The sequence below is a fragment of the Streptomyces sp. NPDC048172 genome (assembly GCF_043202595.1).
Classification (GTDB): domain Bacteria; phylum Actinomycetota; class Actinomycetes; order Streptomycetales; family Streptomycetaceae; genus Streptomyces.
Map to the genome: position 1 here is coordinate 814,768 of NZ_JBIDAT010000001.1, position 19,887 is coordinate 834,654.

The 19,887-nt window shown below is 72.1% G+C and carries 23 protein-coding genes; 9 read left to right on the forward strand and 14 right to left on the reverse strand.

Features of this window, described 5'->3' with window-relative positions:
• Positions 1-9 precede the first annotated feature (9 nt).
• The 4 genes from ACGF3A_RS03700 to ACGF3A_RS03715 all read right to left on the reverse strand — a co-directional run bounded on the left by ACGF3A_RS03700 (position 10) and on the right by ACGF3A_RS03715 (position 3,684).
• Positions 10-447 carry a DUF6507 family protein gene (locus ACGF3A_RS03700; protein WP_393725389.1) on the reverse strand — a complete coding sequence of 146 codons (438 nt, stop codon included), beginning with the start codon at positions 445-447 and terminating at the stop codon, positions 10-12.
• Between the two features lie 64 nt (positions 448-511).
• Positions 512-823, reverse strand: a complete 312-nt coding sequence (locus ACGF3A_RS03705) for a pore-forming ESAT-6 family protein (RefSeq protein ID WP_393725391.1) — start codon at positions 821-823, stop codon at positions 512-514.
• A 137-nt stretch (positions 824-960) separates the two neighbouring features.
• The gene (locus ACGF3A_RS03710) at positions 961-1,293 is read right to left on the reverse strand and encodes a hypothetical protein (protein WP_393725393.1); all 333 of its coding nucleotides are present in this window, start codon (positions 1,291-1,293) and stop codon (positions 961-963) included.
• Between the two features lie 120 nt (positions 1,294-1,413).
• On the reverse strand, positions 1,414-3,684 hold the full coding sequence (locus ACGF3A_RS03715; RefSeq protein ID WP_393725395.1) for a DUF262 domain-containing protein: 2,271 nt from the start codon (positions 3,682-3,684) through the stop codon (positions 1,414-1,416).
• Between the two features lie 141 nt (positions 3,685-3,825).
• Between ACGF3A_RS03715 and ACGF3A_RS03720 the strand changes: the two genes are divergently transcribed.
• Both ACGF3A_RS03720 and ACGF3A_RS03725 read left to right on the forward strand, forming a co-directional pair.
• Positions 3,826-5,988, forward strand: a complete 2,163-nt coding sequence (locus tag ACGF3A_RS03720; RefSeq protein ID WP_393725397.1) for a DEAD/DEAH box helicase — start codon at positions 3,826-3,828, stop codon at positions 5,986-5,988.
• Between the two features lie 58 nt (positions 5,989-6,046).
• Positions 6,047-6,541: a hypothetical protein gene (locus ACGF3A_RS03725; protein WP_393725399.1), complete on the forward strand. Its 495-nt coding sequence runs from the start codon at positions 6,047-6,049 to the stop codon at positions 6,539-6,541.
• A 33-nt stretch (positions 6,542-6,574) separates the two neighbouring features.
• On the opposite strand, the gene ACGF3A_RS03730 is transcribed toward ACGF3A_RS03725, so the two are convergent.
• Positions 6,575-7,327: a hypothetical protein gene (locus tag ACGF3A_RS03730; RefSeq protein WP_393725400.1), complete on the reverse strand. Its 753-nt coding sequence runs from the start codon at positions 7,325-7,327 to the stop codon at positions 6,575-6,577.
• A 117-nt stretch (positions 7,328-7,444) separates the two neighbouring features.
• A complete protein-coding gene (locus ACGF3A_RS03735; protein WP_393725402.1) occupies positions 7,445-8,347 on the reverse strand; it encodes a LysR family transcriptional regulator in 903 nt (300 codons plus the stop codon).
• A gap of 147 nt (positions 8,348-8,494) precedes the next feature.
• Here ACGF3A_RS03735 and ACGF3A_RS03740 point away from each other — a divergent pair, with 147 nt between their 5' ends.
• Entirely contained in the window at positions 8,495-9,694 is a 1,200-nt protein-coding gene (locus ACGF3A_RS03740; RefSeq protein ID WP_393725404.1) for an MFS transporter, read from the forward strand.
• Between the two features lie 89 nt (positions 9,695-9,783).
• Here ACGF3A_RS03740 and ACGF3A_RS03745 read toward each other — a convergent pair whose 3' ends face one another.
• Positions 9,784-9,945 (reverse strand): hypothetical protein, encoded by a 162-nt coding sequence (locus ACGF3A_RS03745; protein WP_393725406.1) that lies wholly within the window; start codon positions 9,943-9,945, stop codon positions 9,784-9,786.
• 85 nt (positions 9,946-10,030) lie between these two features.
• Positions 10,031-10,492, reverse strand: coding sequence for a VOC family protein (locus ACGF3A_RS03750; protein ID WP_393725408.1), 462 nt, complete (start codon positions 10,490-10,492; stop codon positions 10,031-10,033).
• A gap of 113 nt (positions 10,493-10,605) precedes the next feature.
• On the opposite strand from ACGF3A_RS03750, the gene ACGF3A_RS03755 reads away from it, so the two are divergent.
• Positions 10,606-10,998 (forward strand): MerR family transcriptional regulator, encoded by a 393-nt coding sequence (locus ACGF3A_RS03755; protein WP_393725410.1) that lies wholly within the window; start codon positions 10,606-10,608, stop codon positions 10,996-10,998.
• On the opposite strand, the gene ACGF3A_RS03760 is transcribed toward ACGF3A_RS03755, so the two are convergent.
• From ACGF3A_RS03760 to ACGF3A_RS03770, 3 genes are read right to left on the reverse strand one after another with little or no spacing between them, the layout of a single operon-like run.
• On the reverse strand, positions 10,913-12,478 hold the full coding sequence (locus ACGF3A_RS03760; RefSeq protein WP_393725412.1) for an MFS transporter: 1,566 nt from the start codon (positions 12,476-12,478) through the stop codon (positions 10,913-10,915). The two genes, ACGF3A_RS03755 and ACGF3A_RS03760, sit on opposite strands and share 86 nt — an antisense overlap.
• Complete coding sequence (locus ACGF3A_RS03765) at positions 12,475-12,675, reverse strand: hypothetical protein (protein ID WP_393725414.1); 201 nt, start codon at positions 12,673-12,675, stop codon at positions 12,475-12,477. The genes ACGF3A_RS03760 and ACGF3A_RS03765 overlap by 4 nt, the downstream gene beginning before the upstream one ends.
• Positions 12,672-14,123, reverse strand: a complete 1,452-nt coding sequence (locus tag ACGF3A_RS03770) for an amidase (protein ID WP_393725416.1) — start codon at positions 14,121-14,123, stop codon at positions 12,672-12,674. The genes ACGF3A_RS03765 and ACGF3A_RS03770 overlap by 4 nt, the downstream gene beginning before the upstream one ends.
• 133 nt (positions 14,124-14,256) lie before the next feature.
• Between ACGF3A_RS03770 and ACGF3A_RS03775 the strand changes: the two genes are divergently transcribed.
• Together ACGF3A_RS03775 and ACGF3A_RS03780 are read left to right on the forward strand one after the other, a co-directional pair.
• Positions 14,257-15,534, forward strand: coding sequence for an MFS transporter (locus ACGF3A_RS03775; RefSeq protein WP_393725418.1), 1,278 nt, complete (start codon positions 14,257-14,259; stop codon positions 15,532-15,534).
• A 14-nt stretch (positions 15,535-15,548) separates the two neighbouring features.
• Positions 15,549-16,103, forward strand: a complete 555-nt coding sequence (locus tag ACGF3A_RS03780; protein WP_393725420.1) for a helix-turn-helix domain-containing protein — start codon at positions 15,549-15,551, stop codon at positions 16,101-16,103.
• Here the strand turns inward: ACGF3A_RS03780 and ACGF3A_RS03785 are convergent.
• The 3 genes from ACGF3A_RS03785 to ACGF3A_RS03795 are packed head-to-tail and all read right to left on the reverse strand — an operon-like array spanning position 16,051 to position 17,773.
• The gene (locus ACGF3A_RS03785) at positions 16,051-16,662 is read right to left on the reverse strand and encodes a carboxymuconolactone decarboxylase family protein (RefSeq protein ID WP_393725422.1); all 612 of its coding nucleotides are present in this window, start codon (positions 16,660-16,662) and stop codon (positions 16,051-16,053) included. The two genes, ACGF3A_RS03780 and ACGF3A_RS03785, sit on opposite strands and share 53 nt — an antisense overlap.
• Positions 16,659-16,850 (reverse strand): hypothetical protein, encoded by a 192-nt coding sequence (locus tag ACGF3A_RS03790; protein ID WP_393725424.1) that lies wholly within the window; start codon positions 16,848-16,850, stop codon positions 16,659-16,661. The genes ACGF3A_RS03785 and ACGF3A_RS03790 overlap by 4 nt, the downstream gene beginning before the upstream one ends.
• Complete coding sequence (locus ACGF3A_RS03795) at positions 16,847-17,773, reverse strand: SDR family oxidoreductase (protein WP_393725426.1); 927 nt, start codon at positions 17,771-17,773, stop codon at positions 16,847-16,849. The genes ACGF3A_RS03790 and ACGF3A_RS03795 overlap by 4 nt, the downstream gene beginning before the upstream one ends.
• Before the next feature lie 46 nt (positions 17,774-17,819).
• Between ACGF3A_RS03795 and ACGF3A_RS03800 the strand changes: the two genes are divergently transcribed.
• The 3 genes from ACGF3A_RS03800 (at position 17,820) to ACGF3A_RS03810 (ending at position 19,798) form a co-directional block, all read left to right on the forward strand.
• Positions 17,820-18,485, forward strand: a complete 666-nt coding sequence (locus ACGF3A_RS03800) for a TetR/AcrR family transcriptional regulator (RefSeq protein ID WP_393725428.1) — start codon at positions 17,820-17,822, stop codon at positions 18,483-18,485.
• A gap of 190 nt (positions 18,486-18,675) precedes the next feature.
• Entirely contained in the window at positions 18,676-19,428 is a 753-nt protein-coding gene (locus ACGF3A_RS03805; protein WP_393725430.1) for a GntR family transcriptional regulator, read from the forward strand.
• 172 nt (positions 19,429-19,600) lie between these two features.
• A complete protein-coding gene (locus ACGF3A_RS03810; RefSeq protein ID WP_393725432.1) occupies positions 19,601-19,798 on the forward strand; it encodes an SPOR domain-containing protein in 198 nt (65 codons plus the stop codon).
• The last annotated feature ends 89 nt before the right edge of the window (positions 19,799-19,887 follow it).

A 19,887-nucleotide genomic window follows, 5' to 3' on the forward strand; every position in this document is an offset into this window, starting at 1 on the left:
TCCACGTGGCTACCAGTAGTTACGGGGACTTTCGACGGTGACCTTGTCGCTGGGGAGGTCCGAGACCAGCATGGCGTCGCGCTGCGAGTCCATCGCCATGTCCAGGTCGCCCCGCTGGTAGGCGCTGGTCGCGTCAGCGGCTCCCTGCATCGACTCTCCGCTGCGCTGGGCCAGGTATTCGATGTCAGCCTTCTTGGCCGTGACGAACTGCGCCAGCGCCGCGGCGATGGGGCCCGTCGTGGCTCCTGATGGGCCAGGCTGCCCCGCGACGCACTGTTCCACCTCTCCGTCACTGGACAACCCTGAGCGGATGGTTCCGGCATGCTGCGAGGCCTGCTGAAGGTGTTTCCCCAGCGTCTTCGCCAGCCCAGGCAGCTTGTCAGCCGCCTTTCCCGTTTCCGTGAGCGTGCTGGCCACGCCTGATGCTCTGATGTCCCAACCCGTCATGCTCTTTTGTCTCCCCCCATTGCCTCGGCGATCCCGAGGGTCGCTCGCCGGGCGGCTCCGGAACTCAGCCGATGTTGTCGACCACGTTCTTCGCGCGCGTCAAAGTCTGTGCGGCGGTGCCGTCGTTCTTCTCCAGCACGCCTTTCAACAGGTGGATAATGGTGCGCACTTCACTCGCGGCGCGATTCCACCGTTGCTCCACACCGTGATATTGATCGGACACTCCATCGGCCTGGAAGTCCGCCATGGCACGCTTCACGGCCCGGTCGCGCTGGCCGATCACGGTCTCCAGGCGGGAGATCACCGCCGTGATGTTCGTCTGCGCGTCCCCGGAAGCCCCCGTGTCATAACTGCGACGGTCATCGGACCTTCCCATTGCGCATTACCCCCTCGAATCGTGAGCCGCTGAATTCGGATGGGTGCGGCTCTCGCTCTTGCCGACTTACCAACGCGCGGGCAGGTCGAGCTGTTTGGGTGTGCGGTGCCACGGGCGCGTCGCCCGCACCGATCGCGTCACCGACCTGAGAATCGCGCCGCGTCGAAGTTGGCGGCGCCGATCGCCTGCCGTGCGTTGTCGCCGTGCTCCTGGTCGCCTTCGCCGAACGACTGGTCCATGCCGGACTGCCCGCCAAGGATGGCGTTCAGGGCGCTGTTCAGCGCGTTGGAGATATCGTCGGAGTTCCGCTTGAACTCATCGAACGCGATCTTTCCCTGCCCGTTGAACTTGCCCTCCAGCGGCTCGGCCGCAGAGATCAACAACTGGATCAGGGTGGTGAGATCACCGGCTGAGCCGTCCGTTTCGTGGGTCAGTGTGCCGAGAGTCGAACTGCCCATGTCGAACTTCATCGTGCTCCCCCCTGCTTCGCGTATGCAGATTCCAACTGAGGGCCCCTCAGGGGACACAACCACACCCTGTCTATCACTCGTACCCCCCAGTAGTGCAACCGCGACTTCGCGCCGGTCTCGTCAGCCCCAGTGCTGGGCCTGGTACGTGGCCATGTCGTCGCCGTGGAGCTGCTTCGACGCGTTGCCAATGCGTACCCAGAAGTCCGTGGCCCTTTTCCCGTTGTCCGGCTTGGCGAACACGGGTTTGCCGGAGGCGGCCACTGATACGGCGCACACGTCCTTGCCGTCGATCGTCTCGTACCGGATCCGGACGAGGCCGGCGGTCTGCTGGGACAGGTTGGTGTCGAGGAGCTGTCTCAGCCAGAGTTCGTACCCGTCGCGGTTGCCTCGTGGGCCCAGGGTGCTCCAGTCCGCTTCGAGGCCGAGGGCGTGTCCGTCGTCGTCGACGCCGATGAGGAGGACTCCGCCTTCGGCGTTGAAGAGGGCGCACACGGTCTTGACGATGACGTGTTCGAGCTTGCGGTCGAGTTGCTGGGCTCGGACGCTCCAGCGGGCGGTGGACTTGAATTCGACGGTCTGGGATTCGCCGGTCCGGATCAGGTCTTCGACGGCCGTGGATGTCGAGGGGGCTCTGTCGCCCCAGAGCCGGTCGAAGGCGTCCCGGACGACTTGGGCCATGAGCACCCGGCGCCGTTCAAGGAACGTGGTGTAGTCGAGCTGTTCCCAGCCGACCGGCAGCGCGTGCCAGTACGCCTGCTGCTTGAGCCGCTCGGGGCCCAGGCCGTGGGTCATGGCCGGCCAGTAGTCGAGGGGGTCGTCAGAGCCGATCTTGGCGTTCTCCGGCCAGTCCAGGAAGGCCATGTTGGCGATCGTGTTGACCTGTCGGGTGTTCGTGATGCCCTTGCGGCCCAGGAACGCCTTCGGGAACAAATGGTGCCGTTCCACCGCCCGGGGAGTCACCACGTCGGGACTCATCAGGTCACGGACCTTCAGCTTGCTGAACAGCGGCTCGGCGTCGAGCAGATTGAGCGCGGCGTAGTAGGCGTACAACGCCGGGGACCGGGACGCCGAGGTGTCCAGCCGGTTGGGCAGTGATATCTCCCAGTAGTCCCCTGTGAAATTGGACCGCACGATCCGGTCCAGCTCCGCGCAGAAGGAGTCGGGGACCTCGGGGTCCAGGGCGGCGACACGGGCGAGATCGGCCTCCACCTGGCTCTCCGGCGAGGTGGTGTAGCGGCCGGTGGTGTGGGCCATGAAGAACCAGCGGCTGATGACCGCGCGTAGCGTCGCGTAGTCCAGTCCGAAGCGGGCCCGGCCGATCAGCCACAGGATGTAGGTGAAGACGACCGCGTTCTCCGAGGTGAGCATCTTGCGGCTGCGGAAACCGGCGGCGGTCAGGCACTTCAGGTACTCGTGCCAGTTGGTGAGGTCGATGACGTCGTTCTGGGCCTGACGCAGGACCTCGAACTGCTCCGTGCGGCGCTCTGGGCTCACATCTCCGGTCTCCAGGTCCTTGCCGCGGAGCATGCTGTAGACGTGCTGGAGCCTGCCGCGATTGAAGGCGAGTCCGACCCCGACCCTCAGCAATTGGTCGGGGCTCGGCTCCAGGAACGGGTTCTTCGGTGAAGGGCCGGCCACGGTGGCGTCGACGGCCGCTCGGCAGAAGGACTCCAGCTCGCGTCGGCCCTTCTCCCAGTGCACCGACATCAGAGTGAGGATGAAGTCGGCCTGGCTGAGCTTGACGCCCTCGGAATTGATCCGGACGAAGATGTCCGCCACCTGTTCCTCGTCGGCGGTGGCTCCGAGTTCGATCACCTGGAAGCGGAAGTCCCGAAGGTCGCGGACGCGGTCGACCCGCTCTTCGAGATGATCCTGTTCCTCATGCGTCGGCGACGTGCCGCGGCTCTCGGCGAGCCGTTTGAAGAAGGCGCGGAGAGTCGACTTGTAGTTGCCGTTCCACAGGGCGGTGATGTCTGGGATGAACTCGGGATCCTTCCCGATGGCCGCGTCGGTGACCTCGAAAGTCTCGTCGGACGGGCGGAACGCCAGGCGGATACGCCGGTTCTCGAACGTCTTGGTGATCACCTGCTCCCCGGTCAGTACGGCGAACAGCGAGGTCAGACGCTGCTGGCCGTCGACGACGAGAAGACGCGGGACGCGCTCGCTCTCGCGGCCGCCGATCTGCCGTGTCCCGACCTCGAAGCCGGTTTCCCAGAACATCAGAGTGCCGACCGGATAGCCCCGGTACATCGAGTCGAAGAGGTCCCTGATCTTGGCAGCGGACCAGACGAACGGGCGCTGGATGTCCGGGAGCGCGATGCTGCCGTGCTTGATTTCCTCGATCAGGTGCGACAGGACGTACCCGGTGTCCTTGTACAGCGTCGCCGCCATGCTCGTTACCTCCAATGGCATATTACGTGGCGCCTTCAGCCATTCCAACGCTCCCAACGGCAGAGGGCGCTGACCGCGAAAGCGGGGGGGGGGGGAGCGGTGGGAGGATGCCCCGATCGTTGGTGAGGGAGGGGCGGGCGCGTGGGGCAGGTGGAGCGGGGGGTTCTTCGTGAGGGTGGGCGGCTGGAGGCGGCTGCTCGGGGGGTCGTGGGGGATTACGGGGGCGCCGTTGAAGGGGTGCGGGTGGCGCTCAGGCCCTTGCAGGAGGCTGTGGTTCAGGAGGAGCTGGGCCGGATTCCCGTGGCTCGGTTGCAGGATGTGACCGAGGGGCGGTTGCGGTTGCGGGGGGTCGAGGCCAGTGGGCTGAGCAGTGTGGGGGACGTGCTGGCCGCCAGTCCTTATCGGTTGCGGCAGATTCCGGGGGTCGGGCAGCGCACCGTCGAGCAGATGCTCGCCGCGGCGCGGCGGCTGGCCGAGGCCGTGCACGAGACGGTCGCCGTTCATATTGATGTGGACCGGCCCGAGGCGGGGACCACCGCGCTCGTCCGGGCTCTGTGCCTTCTCGTGGAGGCCGGGTCCGAGGCTCGGCGGGCCGTCGATCGGGCCTCCGAGCTTGTAGAGCGGCTTGGGCCTCTGCTCTCCGAGGCGCGGCCCGCTGCCGGGCGGTTCCGGATGCTCGTCGCCGGGCGGAAGAAGCGGGCTCGGGCGCGGGACGCCGTGGCGGAGATCAGCGCGCTCTTGGACGAGGCGGAGCGGGAGGGGGTGCCTGGGCTGCTGGCTCAGGCCTCGGTCGATCTGTTGCGTGGGCCCGTGTCGGAGGCCGCGGCGTGGGTGGAGTTCGAGCTGCGCTCCGCCGAGTTCTACAGCCTGCTCGCGGAGATCTCCGGGCGGCAGCCGGACGTGGCGGCGGCGCAGGGCTTTCTGCCGGAGGACGTCGCGGAGCGCGTACGGACGCAGCGGCTGGACGACTCGCGGCGGCGGGTCTCGCTCCGCGGCTACCAGGCGTTCGGCGCGCGGTTCGTGCTCGCGCAGCGCAAGGTGGTGCTCGGCGACGAGATGGGGCTCGGCAAGACGATCCAGGCGATCGCCGTGCTGGCGCATCTGGCGGCCGAGGGGGAGAGCCACTTCGTGGTCGTCTGCCCGGCGAGCGTTCTCGTGAACTGGGTACGGGAGATCGAGGCCCGTAGCGCGCTGCCGGTCACCGTGCTGCACGGGCCCGAGCGGCAGGAGGCGTTCAGCGACTGGAAGGGGAGGGGCGGGGTCGGGGTCACGACGTTCGAGGCACTGCGCGGCTTTCCGGCGCCGGGCGGCGGGGAGATCGGCCTGCTCGTCGTGGACGAGGCGCACTCCGTGAAGAACCCGCAGGCCAAACGGTCCCAGGCCGTCGCCCTGTGGGCGGACCACTGCGCACGTGTGCTCTTCATGACCGGGACCCCGATGGAGAACCGGGTCGCGGAGTTCCGCAACCTCGTCGGAATGCTCCACCGCGACGTCGCCGAGGCCCTGGGCGAGGGGGACGCGCTGGCCGGGTCCGTGGCGTTCCGGAAAGCCGTCGCGCCCGTCTATCTGCGCCGTAACCAGGACGACGTGCTCACCGAGCTGCCGAGCCTCCAGCAGACCGACGAGTGGGAGGAGCTGAGCGCCACGGACGAGGAGGCGTACCGCGACGCCGTCCGCTCCGGCAACTTCATGGCGATGCGCAGGGCCGCCTACCTGCGCCCGGAGGGCTCGGCGAAGCTGGAACGGCTGTGCGAGCTCGTACGGGAGGCCGGGGAGAGCGGGCAGAGGACCGTTGTCTTCTCCTACTTCAAGGACGTGCTGCGCGCCGTCGACGACGCGCTCGCCGCGGACCCCGAAGTGCGCGGCACCGTGTTCGGGCCGCTCTCCGGAGACGTCCCGGCCGCGCGACGGCAGCGGCTGGTGGACGAGTTCGCGGCGGCCGAGGGCCCGGCCGTGCTGCTGGCGCAGATCCAGACGGCCGGGGTCGGCCTCAATCTGCAGGCCGCCTCGGTGGTCGTACTCTGCGAGCCGCAGCTCAAGCCGACCACCGAGCACCAGGCGGTGGCGCGGGCCCATCGCATGGGTCAGGTGCGGCCGGTGCGCGTGCACCGGCTCCTCGCCACCGGGGGTGTGGACGAGCGCCTGGTGCGGATGCTGGAGGCCAAGACCCGCCTGTTCGACGCCCACGCCCGCCGCAGCGCCATGGCCGAGGCGACGTCGGACGCGGTGGACGTGTCCGACACCGAGCTCGCCCGCCGGATCGTGGAGGAGGAGCAGGAACGGCTGGGAGTAGCGAGGAAGTAGCATCGTCGCCCACGTGGCGAGGTGAAGGCCGTCGCCTGCTGACGAGGCGGTGTGGAGCGTGGAACAGAAGAAGCCCTGGACGATCCAGTGGCATATCGCCGCCGACGGAACGGTGATCAAGCAGCGGTCCCGGGGCCGCGCGGAGCACGAGCAGCTGTTCCAGGAGTTCGCGACGGAACGGACGCCGAAGATCGAGCAGCTCGATGCCATGGAGGAGGGGCTGCAGCGTGCCAGCGCCTCCGGCGAGCGAAGGGCGAAGGTCTTCCTCTACGTGTCCTACGTGGCTTTCGCGGGGTTCGTGGCCGGGATCGTGTCGACCTGGGCGGGCGTCGACACCGGGTTCCTGATGCTGGGGTCGCTCGCTGCCGTCGTTCTCCTCGGGCTCAGCACGGGCGTCATCATCCGGGCATCGATCGGTCGCCATCAGCGCGCCCACCGGGAGGCCGGGCTCGCCTCGTCGAACGGCGTCACGCTCGCCGCTCGCGAGGCCCGCACGATGATCAGCGATCCGGGCGCCGTCTCCGGCAGGGAGTTCGCCGCGGTCCGAGCCTGAGGCCGTCCGGGCCTGAGGGACGGCGAGCCCCGGCTACTCGCCGACGGGGCTCGGCTGCTCGCCGACGGGGACCAGCGGGCGCCAGAACTGGTCGGTGTTCTTGTCGCGGAGGGTGTAGCCGAGGCGTTCGGCGGCGCTGGTCAGGTCGCGCACGTCGTCCGCGTCCTTCCGCTTACGGGCGTCCTTGCGCGCGGTGAGGAGGGCGTTGAGCTCCGGTCCCGTCTCGGGGGAGTGGGGGATCCAGCGCTGGTAGAGGGCCGCGTACGGGTCGGCGTCATGCCAGGGGTAGCCGTGGGCGCGGAAGGCGGCGGCGAGTTCGGCGGCGGCGGCCGCGGGCTCGCCCCGGAGCAGGTGGCCCGAGTCCCGTCCCAGGACGACGAGTTCCTTGCCGTCGACGAAGACGGCGGAGACGTCGTCGCGCGCGAAGCTCTCGTCCGTGCCGTCCCCTTCGACCTCGATCCGGGAATCGGTGAGCGTGATCTCCATCGACTCCGTGAGCGCGAGGAGGCCGCCCACCACGCCCAGCGCCGCACCGGCACCGGCCAGGACCAGGAAGTGCCACGTCTCGTCGAGCGTCGCCACGAACTCGATCAGCTTCTCCACGGGCAGCGTCGGCAGCTTGACCAGCTGCCGGGCCAGGAGGGGGAGGAGGAGGCCGAGTCCTGCGCCGAGGAGGGGCAGGCCGCCCAGGAGCAGGACCGAGTCGGTACGGGAGTGACCGAGCTTCGTGGGGGCTCCGGCGGGAGACTTGGCGGTGCGTTCGCGGGCGGGCTGCTCGTTGACCATGAACAGAAGCCTAGGAACGGCCCCGGCCGCCCGGCAGTCGCCAAAAGTCGCTGAGCCGTCGACTTTGGTAGCTCGCTCGCCCCTGGTCCGTCGCCGACGACCTCGTCCGACGGCGGTTCAGCGGAGTGGTCCGGGTGCCTCCACCGCGTCCCGTAGATGTGTGACGAGGGCTCGTGTCGCCGGCGTCATGGGGGCCGTCGTGCGCCAGGCGATGAGGATGTGGGCGCGCATCGGGGGGTCGGTCAGGGGGATCGTGCGGAGGGAGTCGGGGCGGGTGCGGGCGTAGGGGGCGGGGAGGATCGCCACGCCGAGGCTGGTGGTGGCCAGGTCGGCGAGGAGGGCCGGGTCGCTGGCCTCGAAGGCGATGCGGGGTGGGAAGCCCGCCTCGGTGCAGGCTGCCTCGACCGTGGCACGGGCTCCGACGCTCTCGTGGAAGGTGATGAGGGGTTCGTCGCGGAGTTCGGCGAGGCGGAGGGTGGTGCGGCCGGCGAGGGGGTGGGCATGGGCGACGGCGGCGACGAGGGGTTCGTCGGCGACCGTGAGGGTGCCGACGTCCGGGAGGTCCGTCGTCGGCGGGGAAATGGCGACCGCGTCGAAACGGCCCGCGTGGAGGGAATTCAGGAGTTCGTCGGAGGCCGCCTCGGCGAGTGTGACCTCGATCGCCGGGTGCTTCTTGTGGAATTCGGCGAGAAGGCGCGGCAGATCGTAGGCGCTGGCGGAGGACGTCACCATGCCGAGGGAAACCCGGCCACGGAGCAGACCGGCGTGTTCGTCGACCGCTTCGCGGACCCGGGAGAGGGCGGCCAGTGCCTCGCGGGCGTACGGCAGGACGGTGGCGCCGATGTCCGTCAGGCGCACCGCGCGGCCCGACCGGTCGAGCAACTCCTGCTTCAACTCCCGCTCCAGTTGGCGGATCTGGGTGCTCACACCCGGCTGGGCGACATGCAGTCTGGCGGCGGCACGCGTGAAGCTCCGCTCCTCCGCGACAGCCACGAAATACTCCAACTGCCTTATCTCCATAAGCGGCGAGTATAGCAGTCAGATCATTCCGCTATTGGACTTCGCGAAGTGGGGCGTCGAGTATGTGAGGGGTTTGACGAGTGTTTTACGGGGCTTGATCACTGGAGGATTCGGGTGTCTGACGCGGAATCTGTTACGGCGGGAAAAGTGTCCCGGTGGAGCGTTCCCATTCTCGGGTTCGGGGTATTCGCCGTCGCCACGAATGAATTCGTGCTGGCCGGAATGCTGCCGCACCTGGAGTCCTCGCTGGACGTCTCGCTCGCGACAGCGGGCCAGGTTGTCACCGTCTACGCGCTGGCCTGTGCCCTCCTGGGCCCCGTGCTGGCGACGTTCACCGCGGGGTGGTCGCGGCGCGTGACGCTCGTATGCGCCGCGTTCGTCTATCTCGTCGGCACGGTCGGCGCCGCGCTCGCGCCGACCTTCGGGCTGCTGCTGGTGGCGCAGGCGGTGGCGGCGGCGGGGACGGGGCTGTTCGTGCCGGTGGCCGCCGCGTCGGGCGCGGCGCTGGTGCCGCCGGAGCGGCGCGGGCGGGCGATCGCCGTCGTCCTGACGGGCTTTACGGCGGCGACGGCGTTCGGGGCGCCTCTCGGCACCGCGTTCGGCAGCCAGTTCGGGTGGCGGGCGACGATGTGGTTCGTCGCCGGACTCGCCGTCGTCGGCATCCTCGCGCTGCTCGGCCTCGTGCCTCGCACCATCGTGACCCCGCCGCCGGAGAGCCTGCGTCACCGTCTCGCGCCGCTCGCCGACCCCAGGGCGCTGACGACGCTGGCCACCACGATGGTCGCGTTCACCGCGGTGTACGTCCTCTACACCTACATCGCCGAGATCTTCGCGGAGGCCACCGGCGGGTCCGGCGGGCGCGTGGCCGTGCTGATGCTGACCTTCGGCGTGGTCGCGATCGTCGGCAGCTACCTGGCGGGCGTACTGACGGACCGCGTCGGCGGGCGTGGCGTCATGGCGCTGTGCCTGCTCTGGATCGCCGGATGCCTGCTCGTACTGCCGTTGTTCTCCGGCTCGTTCGGCCCGGCGGTCGGCTACATCGGGGTGCTCGCGGTCGCGGGCTTCAGCATGAGCGCGCCCCAGCAGCACCGGCTGATCGCCCTGAACCCGGGCCTCGCGCCGGTCCTCGTGTCGCTGCACGCCTCGATCCTCTACCTCGCCATCGCCCTGGCGGGCGCGGTCGGCGGCATCGGCCTCGCCGCCGCGGGGGCGACCAGCCTCGGGTACGTCGCCGCGGCTCTCGCCTTGCTCGCCCTCGCGCTCTCGGAGTTCGCCCACCGGCTGTCCGTACGGCGGGAGAAGGCGGCGGGGGTACGCGCGGACGGGGCGGAGGCCGCCGTCGGGTAGGGCCCCAGGCCCTCACGGCTCAGTTCTGGCGTCGGAGCGGACGCCAGAACTGGTCGGTGTCCTTGTCGCGGAGGGTGTGGCCGAGGCGTTCAGCGCGCGAATTCCGACGTCTCGGCCAGGAAGGGACTCGGGGGGCCGTGCCACGACACGTGCAGAGCCTCCCTGGCCCGCGTGCAGGCGACGAAGAGCAGGCTCAGCTCCGTGAGGACGTCCTCCTTGTGCTGCTGAGGGTCGACGCTGACGTCCGTCATGGTGGAGATGATCGTCCGCGTCGCCCGGTACGCGTCGCCCGGTACGCGTCGCCCGGTACGCGTGGCGCGTGAGGCGGGCGGCTCCTCAACCTCTCGGCGGCGGTTCCTCGCCGAAGACCCAGGGGGCCAGGACGACGAGCCAGCCGTCGGGGTCCTGGAAGAGGACGGCGCCGTTGTCGGGCCAGTACGGGTTCGTGGCCGGTACGGGGGTGTGGCCGCGGGCCTCCAGGTGGGCGACGGCCCTGTCGCGGGCCTCGGGGCCGCGCAGATAGAGGACGAGCTGGTTCTCCGGGTCCGGTTCGGGGATGCGCGGGGGCGTGCCGTGCTGGGTGATCTCCATCTGGACGGGGGCGCCGGGCAGGCCGAGGACCACGCCGTCGTATCCCGCGTGGCCGCGCCAGCTCGCGAGGACGGGGAGGCCCAGGTCGTCACGGTAGAAGGCCACGATCGCGTCGTAACGGGCCGTCGGCCGCGCGAACCGTACGGCGCCCACGGCGAGATGGCCGGGCCAGGTGTGCGTCGTGTGCGGTGTGTGGGACGTCGTCATGGGCTCACCCTGGCAGTCCGTACGCGCCCGGCTCCTCCAGCCGTGGGCGGGACCGCATCCGACCTCCGTCCTACGACCGCCGCCCGCCCCCTGGCACTGGTTACGCTGGCGGCATGGCTGAGGCGCTCACTCCCATTCGCGCGGCCGCCGACCATTTCGGGCTGGCCCTCTCGACGTTGCACTACTGGGAACGGCGCGGCCTGATCGCCCCACGGCGGCGCGCGGGCGGGCAGCGCTGGTACGACACCGACCAGCTCTACCGCATCGCGCTCATCAAGCACTGGCGGGAGACGGGGCTGATGAGCGTCGAGGACATCGCCGGCCTCCTGGCGACCGGCCCTGGCTGGCAGGGGTCCGTCACCGAGCGGATCGCCGAGATCGAGCGGCGGCGCGCGGCGCTGGACACGGCGCACGCCTACCTCACGCACCTCCTCGCGTGCCCCCACGAGACCAGTCCCGAGAACTGTCCCGGATTCCGGGAGTGGGCGGAGGTTCCGGCCGCGTGACCGTGGGGCTGCCGGTGCTGCCGGTGCTGCCTGTGGTGCCGTCGCGGCGTGGTTCGCGAGGCATCGTCAGCCACGCCAGCAGCGCCGCGACCGCCAGCAGGCAGGCCGAGGCGCCGAACGCCGTCGCGTAGCCCTCGGCGAGCGCCGTACGGGAGGGCGCGCGTGAAGAGGGGCGGTCCTCGGCCGCCGCCGTCACCGCGGCGGCCAGCGTGCTCAGCGCGGCCAGGCCGACGGCGCCGCTGGTCTGGCGGACGGTGTTCAGCACTCCGGCGGCCAGCCCGTTCCGGTGTACGGGCACGCCGCTGGTCGCCGCCACGGTGATCGGCGTGAACGCGGCGGCCGTGCCGAGGCCGAAGAGCGTGCCGGGCAGCATCACGGAGAGCGCGTACGAGGCGTGCGGGCCCGTCAGCGCGGCCACGGCGCCGCACCCCGCCGCTCCCAGCAGGCACGAGGCGGCGGCGGCCCGGCGCGGGCCCAGCCGGAGCGAGACCCGGCTCGCGGCCGTGGCGCCCACGAACATCGCGGCGCCGACCGGCAGATACGCGAGCCCGGCGCGCAACGGCCCGTACCCGTGCACGTCCTGGAGATAGAGCGACAGCAGCACGGGGCTCGCGAAGAAGCCGAGGCCGAGCAGGAACATCACCGCGTTGCCGCTGCTGACCGCCCGCAGCCGGAAGAGGCTCAGCGGCACCAGCGGCTCCCGCGCCCACCGCCCCTGGTGCACGAGGAAGAGCGCGAGGAGCGCGGTCCCGGCGGCCAGGGGGCCGAGGACCTGGGCGCTGCCCCAGCCGGTGTCGGGCGCGCGCATCACCCCGTAGACGACGCCGACGAGGCCGGTGGTCGCGGTCGCGGCGCCCGTGACGTCCAGCCGGGAGAACTGGCGGCGCGTACGACCGGCACGCCCCGGATCGCGCGCGGGCAGCACACGCCCCGCAGCCGCCACCGCGCACACGCCGACCGGGACCGTCACGAAGAACACCCACCGCCAGCCCGCCCACTCGGTCAGCAGGCCCCCGAGCACGGGGCCGGACGAGGCGCCCACGGCGCCGACCGCGCTCCAGGTGCCCAGCGCCCGCGCCCGCCGCGCCGGTTCGGTGAAGGTGGTCGTCACCAGCGAGAGCGTCACCGGCATCAGCAGCGCCCCGCCGAGGCCCTGCGCGGCGCGCGCGGCGAGCAACTGCCCGTCCGTGGCGGCGAGTCCGGCAGCCAGCCGTGCGACGGTGAAGAGCCCCATGCCCACGGCGTACATCCGGCGCTGCCCGAACACATCGGCCAGCCGCCCGCCCAGCAGCAGGAATCCGGCGAACGCGAGCGTGTACGCGTTGACCACCCAGGGCAGTCCGGAGGGGCTGAAGCCCAGGCCCGTACGGATGTCGGGCAGCGCCACCGACACGATCGTGGCGTCCATGACCACGACGAACGAACCGGCGCACGCCAGCGCGAGCACGTACCCCGACCCGCCGTCCTCGCGCGCGCTCACCGGTCCGCCGTTCCGGCGTGGAAGAGGGTCGCGGGCAGCGCTGTCCGCGCCAACGGCAGCGCGTGCAGGGCGTCGAGCGCCGGGCGCAGGGCGTGGAGCGCGCGTGCCAGCGCGCGCCGCTCGGCGGGGGAGGCGGGCAGTCCGGCCGCGTCGAGCGCGGCACCGACGGCGGCCTCCGGGACCGGATCCCGGCTCATCGCGCGGCCTCCTCGGCGAGCTGCCGCGAGGGCGTCCGGGGCATCCGCAGGTGCCACGCCGTACGGCGCTGGTACGCCTCACCGACGCGCAGCACCGTCCTGTCCCCGGACGCCGGGCCCGCCACCTGGAGCGAGAGCGGCAGTCCGTCGTGCGTGAAGCCCATGGGGAGGGCGAGCACGGGGAGGCCGACCGCGTTCCAGTAGGGCGTGTGGACCTTCGCGAAGAGCGTCTCGTTGTCCTGGTGCCCCTCCGCCGTCGTCAGGGCCTCCAGGGGCGGGGCGCCGAGGGAGGCCGTGGGGGAGACGAGCACGTCGACCGTGCGGAAGAGCGCGCGGAGCGCCTCGCGCGCCGCGCGCCGGGCACGTTGCGCCTGTACGTAGTCGGCGCCGGAGAACAGCGCGCCGTGCGCGAGCAGTCCGCGCGTCCCCGCGCCGAAGTCGTCCCAGCGGCGGGCGAGTCCGGCGCGGTGGTGCGCCAGCCCCTCGCTGGTCGCGATCACGACGGTGGCGGTGATCATCTCCGCGAGGTACGGCAGCGCCACCTCGCGCGTCCGGGCGCCCAGCTCCTCCAGCTCGCGCACGGCGGCGTCGAACGCGCCCGCCACCGCCGGGTCCGCGTCCCCGGGCGCGTGCCCCTCCCGTACGACCCCGACGCGCAGCCCCTCCAGGTCCTCCGGCGAGTGGTCCGTACGCGGCGGGGTCCGTACGTCCGCCGACTCCGGGTCCCCCGCGTCGGGCCCGGCGAGCACGTCCAGCAGCAGGCCGCAGTCGTGGGCGGTGCGGGCCAGCGGGCCGACGCGGTCGAGGCTGTACGCGAGGGGCACGCAGCCGGTGCGTGGCACGAGGCCGTACGTCGGGACCAGCCCCGTCACCCCGCAGAAGGCGGCGGGCATACGGACGCTGCCCGCCGTGTCGGTGCCGAGCCCGGCGAGGAACATCCCGGCGGCGATCCCGGCCGCCGTCCCCGAACTCGACCCGCCCGTCCAGCGGTCCGGGTTCCAGGGGTTGCGCGGCACGGGGAACGGCTTCGTGCGGTCCGGCACCCCGCAGCCGTACTCCATGGTCGTCGTCTTGCCGGTGACCACGGCGCCCGCGGCCCGGAGCCGCGCGACGGCGACGGCGTCCCCGGCGTCCCCGACGTCCCCGACGTCCGGCGGGACGAGGCTCTGCGCGGTCGTCGGCCCCTCGGCGGTCGCGAGGACGTCCTTGACGCCGACCGGTATGCCGTGGAAGGGGCCGCGGTCGAGGCCCGCGGCGAGTTCGCGGTCGGCGCGGCGCGCGGCGGCGAGGGCCTCGGAGTCGAAGCGGGCGAGATAGACGCCGAGCGCGTCGGCCGTGGCGAGGGCGGCTTCGGCGAGGGCGGCTTCGGTGAGGGCGACGCTGCTGGTCGCGCCCGCGCGCAGCGCGCGGGCGGCGTCGGCGACGGTACGGGGCTGCTCTCCTGGCAAGGGGTGACCTCCCATTCGGACCCTTACATGCGGGTGTGCGCAGCCTCGCCGTTCAACCGTGGTTGAGCGCAAGCGTCAACGACCCCCAAAGAAGTGTTTGACAGTAGGGCGTCCCCCGGCGCACACTCCTCGCGTGGAGACGACGACACTGCGCCGACCGGCATTCCGGCGGCTCGCGCTGGGACGCGCACTGACCTTCTTCGGGAACGCGATGGCACCCGTGGTGCTCGCCTTCGCCGTGCTCGACCTCGGCGGCTCGGCGGTGGACGTGGGCGTGGTGGTCGGCGCCCGTTCGGTGAGCAACGTGGCGCTGCTGCTCTTCGGCGGCCTGCTCGCCGACCGGCTGCCGCGCGCGCTCGTGCTGCAGGGGGCCGCGCTCGCCGCCGCGCTGACGCAGTGCGCGGTGGGCGTCGTCGTCCTCGCGGACCACGCGTCGCTCGGCGTGCTGCTCGTGCTCAGCGTCGTGCAGGGCGCGGTGGCGGCCGTCTCCGTACCGGCCTCGGCGGCGCTGCTGCCGCTGACCGTGCCGCCCGAGGAGCTGCGCCCGGCGAACGCGTACGCGCGGATGGGCGTGAACACCGGCATGATCGCCGGGACCTCGCTCGGCGGCATGCTCGCCGCGCTCGCGGGGCCGGGGTGGGGGATGACGCTCAACGGCGCCGCGTTCCTCGGGGCCGCGGTCGCGTACGGGCTCGCGGGCCGCAGCCTGGGCGCCCTCGCCCTCGCCCTCGCGGCCGCCCCGGCGGAGCGGGCGCGTCCGCTGCGCGAACTGCGCGAGGGATGGCGGGAGTTCGTCTCCCGTACGTGGGTGTGGGTGGTGGTGCTCCAGTTCTTCGTGGTGAACGCGGTGGCGGCGGGCGGCATCCAGGTGCTGGGCCCGACGGTCGCGGACGGCACGTTCGGGCGTACGGCGTGGGGGTTCGTGCTGGCGACGCAGATGGCGGGCGCGCTCGCGGGCGGCTTCCTGGTGGCGCGCTCGCGCTCGCGGCACGCGCTGCGGATCGGCGTCGCCGTCGTCGCGCTGGACGCGCTGCCGCTGCTCGCGCTGGCGGAGTCGGCGACGCTGGTGCTGCTGCTGGTCGCGATGTTCGTGAACGGCGTCGCCATCGAGCAGTTCGGCGTCGCCTGGGACCTCTCGCTCCAGGAGAACGTCCCCCAGGAGAAGCTGGCCCGCGTCTACTCCTACGACGCGCTCGGCTCGACCCTCGCGCTGCCCGTCGGCGAGATGGCGGCGGGCCCGCTCGCGGAGCGGTTCGGCGTACGGCCGACGCTGCTGGCCGGGGTCGCGCTCGTCACGCTGGTCACCGTCGGGGCGCTGTGCAGCCGGGAGGTACGGGGGCTGACGGTGCGGGGCGCACAGGGGGAGGACGGCTCCCGAACGGGCGGGGAGCAGAGGGTTCCGGTCGCGTGAGGCAGACTGGGCGCGTGTCCGACTCCGCCCCGTCCCGCGAGGAGATCGGCGGCCTGCGGGTGCTCGCGCACCCGCTGCGGCTGCGACTCCTGTCCCTGCTGACCGGCCAGGCGTACAGCGCCGCGGAGGCCGCCCGCGCCCTCGGCCAGTCCCAGGCGAACGTCAGCTACCACCTGCGCAGGCTGCACGCGGCCGGACTCGTGGACGCCGTCGGCGAGGTCACGGTCCGGGGCGGTACGGCGAAGCGGTACCGGCACGACCCCGAGAGCGGCGACCGGCTCGGCGAGGGCAGCGCGGAGGAGTACGCGGTCCTGGCGGCGGCCCTCGCCGACGAGCTCCGCCGCCGTACGGTCCAGCGCGACACCGGCGTACGGGGCGAGATGACGGACGCCGAGGTGTGGGTCGCCCCCGAGGCGTGGGAGGAGATCCGGCAGCGGGCCGTGGACCTGGGGACCGAGATCCACGCGCGTGCGCTGCCTCCGGGAACCGAGGGCGCGGTCCGCGTCAGCGCGACGCTCATGCTCTTCGCGATGCGCGCCACGGACGGAGATCCCGCCCCCGGAGCGTGACGTCGGGTTCGAGGCGGAGCGTGGTGAGGGTGGTCGCGAGCATCTGGTAGTGCCCGACGAGCAGCAGGAACTCGATCGCCGCGGGCTCGTCGAGGTGCTCCCGCAGCCGGGCCCAGGCGGCGTCGTCGAGGTCCTGGCGCTCGTGCAGCATGTCGGTCGCCGCGAGGAGCGCCCGCTCGCGCGGGGTCCAGGACGGCGCCGCGGGCCCGACGACGACGCGGTCGAGGTCGTTGCGGGTCACGCCCGCGCGGCGGCCGAGGCGCCGGTGGTGCTCGAACTCGTAGGCGCAGGCGCGCAGATGGGCCGTGCGCAGAATGATCAGCTCGCTCTCCCGACGCGGCAGCGTCCCGCCGGGCATCAGCCGCCCGGCGAACCGCAGCCAGCCACGGAACAGGCGCCGGTGACGGCCCAGGACCAGGAAGAGCGCGGGCGGCCGGGTGCCCGCGACGAGCCCGGCGGCCCGGCTCAGCAGCCAGACGGGGACACCGACCTCGCGCCGGGAGCCCGGCGCGATGCGGGGCCCGTCGACGCCGGGGACCTCGCGCGGCGTACGGGTCATCGGGCGCCTCCGTGGTCGCGGTTTCCCTCGCGGGGAGAAGCGCGGCGCGCCTCCGCGCCGAGCAGTCGTTCGACGGCCGTGCTTGCGGTCCGCATGGTGAGGACGTACGGCGGGGGCGCGTGGCGCTGCAGCATTGCGATGCGGGGCCCGCGGATCTCCGGGGCGGCCTGGTGCTTCGGGCCGGTCATCGCGGGCCTCCGTGGCGGTGTGCGGGGCCGTGGTTGCGGTCTCCCTCGGGAGGGGAAGCGCGACGCGCTTCCGGGCCGAGCAGTCGTTCGACGGCTGCGCTCGCGATCCGCATGGCGAGGACGTACAGCGGGGGCGCGTAGCGCTGCAGGCCGTGGAGCAGGCGGACGCCCCGTGAGGTGTGCACGAGGTAGCGGCCGCGGCGCACCCCGTCGATGATCGCGGCCGCCACCTCCTCGGGCGCGGCGGCCCGTGCCAGGAAGCGGGCCCGCAGCCGCCGCATCGCCGCGCTGTCCCGGTCCACGCCGACGATCTCGACGGTCTCCGCGAGCGGCGTGGCGACGGCCCCAGGGCAGACGAGGGTCACCCCGATCCGGTGGCGGCGCAGGTCGAACCTGAGCACCTCGGAGATCCCGCGCAGGCCGAACTTGGCGGCGCTGTACGGCGCGTGCCACGGCAGCCCGAGCAGCCCCGCCGCCGAGGAGACGTTGACCAGGTGGCCGCCGCGGCGCGCCTCGGTCATCGCGGGCAGGAAGGACTCGATGACGTGGACGGGGCCCATGAGGTCCACCTCCACGACCTTCCGCCAGTGCCGGTGCTCCAGCGTCTGGACGGTGCCCCAGGTGGAGATCCCGGCGATGTTCATCACGACGTCGACGGGGCCGCCCGCGCCGTGGATCTCCTCGGCCATGGCCCGCACCTCCTCGTACGAGGAGATGTCGGCCGCCCCGGTGAACGCGACGGTCCCGCCGCGCTCGCGCACCGCCGCGGCGGTGGCCGCCAGCCCCTCGGCGTCACGGTCGGTCAGGAGCAGCACGGCGCCCTCGGCCGCGGCCCGCTCGGCGGTCGCCCGGCCGATGCCGCCGGCCGCGCCGGTGAGGAACACCCGCCGTCCGGAAAGGGAGTTGAGCCTGAGTCCGCCCATGGGCTGAATGTACCAGTGGGAATATTCGTTTGAGTACAATCGGGACGTGACCAGTCCGAACAACTCCGGCGCGGAGCGCCGCCGTTACGCCGCCCGTCTGCCGCGCGAGGTCCGGCGCGCCCAGATCCTCGACGCCGCGGCGCGGCTGATCGCCGAGCACGGCTGGCAGGGCATGACGATGGAGCGCGTCGCGGCCGAGGCCGGGGTGGCCAAGTCCGTCAGTTACGCGATCTTCGAGTCCCGGGCCCGGCTGCAGCGGGCGGTGATGCGGCGCGCCCAGGAGGTCACGGGCGAGCGCGTGGAGAGGGCCCTCGCCGCCGCGCGGGACGCGGACGGGCTCGGTGCCGCGCTCGCCGCGGGGCTGACCTCGTACCTGGAGAGCGTCGCGCGCGAGCCGGAGATCTCCCGGCTCGTCCTGCTCCCGATCGAGGGGGCGCCGGAGGGCGTGCGCGAGGCGGTCCGCGAGGGGCGCGAGCGCGTGCGGGGGCAGGTCCTCGCCGTCGTCAAGGACCGTCTGGCCCGCGTCGGCGCCGGTGCGTCCGGCCTCGACGCGGAGCTGCTCTCGCACCTCGTGCGGGACAACGCGGAGAATCTCGCGCGCCTGCTGCTGGAGCACCCCGGGACCTTCACGCCGCGGCGGCTCGCGGGGTCCGTGGGGGAGCTGCTGGCGGCTGTGACGGGCGCGCGTCAGCCGTCCGGGTACGGACCGTGACGCCGGGGGGAGCGGGATCGTTTCGGCAGGGGCAGATGTGCGCCTGGCGTGAGGCTTGTGCGCTCCCTGAGCAGCAACTCATCACATCGGGTGAAACTTTGGCCGTTTGTTGCGGCCAACAACCCTGAGTTGCCAAGCTGTTGCTCACTGTCAACCTGCCGAGAGAAGTGCAAGGACGGGGAGGGCGCACGTGCCATTCGGTGAGCAGCCCGCATATCTGCGCGTCGCCGGAGACCTGCGGAAGAAGATCGCTGACGGCTCGCTGCCGCCGCACGCCCGTCTCCCCTCCCAGGCCCGCATCCGCGAGGAGTACGGGGTCTCGGACACCGTCGCGCTGGAGGCCCGCAAGGTGCTGATGGCCGAGGGCCTCGTCGAGGGGCGTTCCGGTTCGGGGACGTATGTGCGCGAGGCGCCCGTGCCGCGCCGCATCTCCCGGACGGGATACCGGTCGATCGGCGACTCGACGCCGTTCCGCCAGGAGCAGTCCGACGAGCGCGTGAAGGGCACCTGGGAGTCGCGGAGCGGGCAGGAGGACGCCTCGCCCCTGGTCGCCGAGCGCCTCGGGATCGAGTCGGGGGAGCGGGTGATGCGCACCCGGTATCTCTTCCGGATGGAGGGCGATCCGGCGATGCTCTCGACGTCCTGGGAGCCGCTGCGGCTGACCGGGCGCACCCCGGTGATGCTCCCCGAGGAGGGCCCGCTGGGCGGGCGCGGCGTGGTCGAGCGCATGGCGGCCATCGACGTGGTGGTGGACAACGTGACGGAGGAGGTCACCTCCCGCCCCGGCCGCGCCGAGGAGACCGTCGACCTGGGCGGCGTCCCGGGCCACGCGGTGCTGGTGATCTCGCGGACGTATTTCGCGGGGGGCCGGGCCGTGGAGACGGCCGACGTGGTGGTCCCGGCGGACCGGTTCCGGGTCTCGTACCACCTGCCGGTGAGGTAGCCGGGGAGCCGCCGTGGGGTAGCCGGGCGTACGTTCGCTCGCGCGCCTCGCACGCACCTCTCACGCCCCCGGGGACCCTCGTGGTCACCGGGGGCGAACGTGTGGCCGAAAATGTTGGCCCATTGTGCAAAGTTGAATGCACTGAGTGAGGGTCGGGCGTAAGCTCCGGCATATGCGAAGTGTGAGCGGCGACAGCAACGTGGTGCTCCCCTGGCTCCTGATACGCCAGGACGGCAACGGCAACCGCTATCGCGTCGGCAGCTACGCCACCCGGGCCGAGGCCCAGCACCTCGCGGAACGGCTCGGCAAGGAGAGGGAGCCCGGCGCGCCCGACGGATACGTCGTGGAGCGCATGGAGAACCGGCACTGACCGTCCCCGCCCCTCCCGCTCTCACTCCACCGCCTCATCACCGGGGTCCGGCACCACGCCAAGAGGGATAATTAGTCCATCTTGCCCGG

What these genes read in the sequence shown, in the direction of transcription:
- ACGF3A_RS03745 (WP_393725406.1), bottom strand. Translation starts at nt 9,945, where the DNA reads ATGACGGACGTCAGCGTCGACCCTCAGCAGCACAAGGAGGACGTCCTC.
- ACGF3A_RS03735 (WP_393725402.1), bottom strand. Translation starts at nt 8,347, where the DNA reads ATGGAGATAAGGCAGTTGGAGTATTTCGTGGCTGTCGCGGAGGAGCGG.
- ACGF3A_RS03810 (WP_393725432.1), top strand. Translation starts at nt 19,601, where the DNA reads ATGCGAAGTGTGAGCGGCGACAGCAACGTGGTGCTCCCCTGGCTCCTG.
- ACGF3A_RS03795 (WP_393725426.1), bottom strand. Translation starts at nt 17,773, where the DNA reads ATGGGCGGACTCAGGCTCAACTCCCTTTCCGGACGGCGGGTGTTCCTC.
- ACGF3A_RS03705 (WP_393725391.1), bottom strand. Translation starts at nt 823, where the DNA reads ATGGGAAGGTCCGATGACCGTCGCAGTTATGACACGGGGGCTTCCGGG.
- ACGF3A_RS03785 (WP_393725422.1), bottom strand. Translation starts at nt 16,662, where the DNA reads ATGACCCGTACGCCGCGCGAGGTCCCCGGCGTCGACGGGCCCCGCATC.
- ACGF3A_RS03790 (WP_393725424.1), bottom strand. Translation starts at nt 16,850, where the DNA reads ATGACCGGCCCGAAGCACCAGGCCGCCCCGGAGATCCGCGGGCCCCGC.
- ACGF3A_RS03710 (WP_393725393.1), bottom strand. Translation starts at nt 1,293, where the DNA reads ATGAAGTTCGACATGGGCAGTTCGACTCTCGGCACACTGACCCACGAA.
- ACGF3A_RS03700 (WP_393725389.1), bottom strand. Translation starts at nt 447, where the DNA reads ATGACGGGTTGGGACATCAGAGCATCAGGCGTGGCCAGCACGCTCACG.
- ACGF3A_RS03765 (WP_393725414.1), bottom strand. Translation starts at nt 12,675, where the DNA reads ATGAGCCGGGATCCGGTCCCGGAGGCCGCCGTCGGTGCCGCGCTCGAC.
- ACGF3A_RS03715 (WP_393725395.1), bottom strand. Translation starts at nt 3,684, where the DNA reads ATGGCGGCGACGCTGTACAAGGACACCGGGTACGTCCTGTCGCACCTG.
- ACGF3A_RS03755 (WP_393725410.1), top strand. Translation starts at nt 10,606, where the DNA reads ATGGCTGAGGCGCTCACTCCCATTCGCGCGGCCGCCGACCATTTCGGG.
- ACGF3A_RS03750 (WP_393725408.1), bottom strand. Translation starts at nt 10,492, where the DNA reads ATGACGACGTCCCACACACCGCACACGACGCACACCTGGCCCGGCCAT.
- ACGF3A_RS03730 (WP_393725400.1), bottom strand. Translation starts at nt 7,327, where the DNA reads ATGGTCAACGAGCAGCCCGCCCGCGAACGCACCGCCAAGTCTCCCGCC.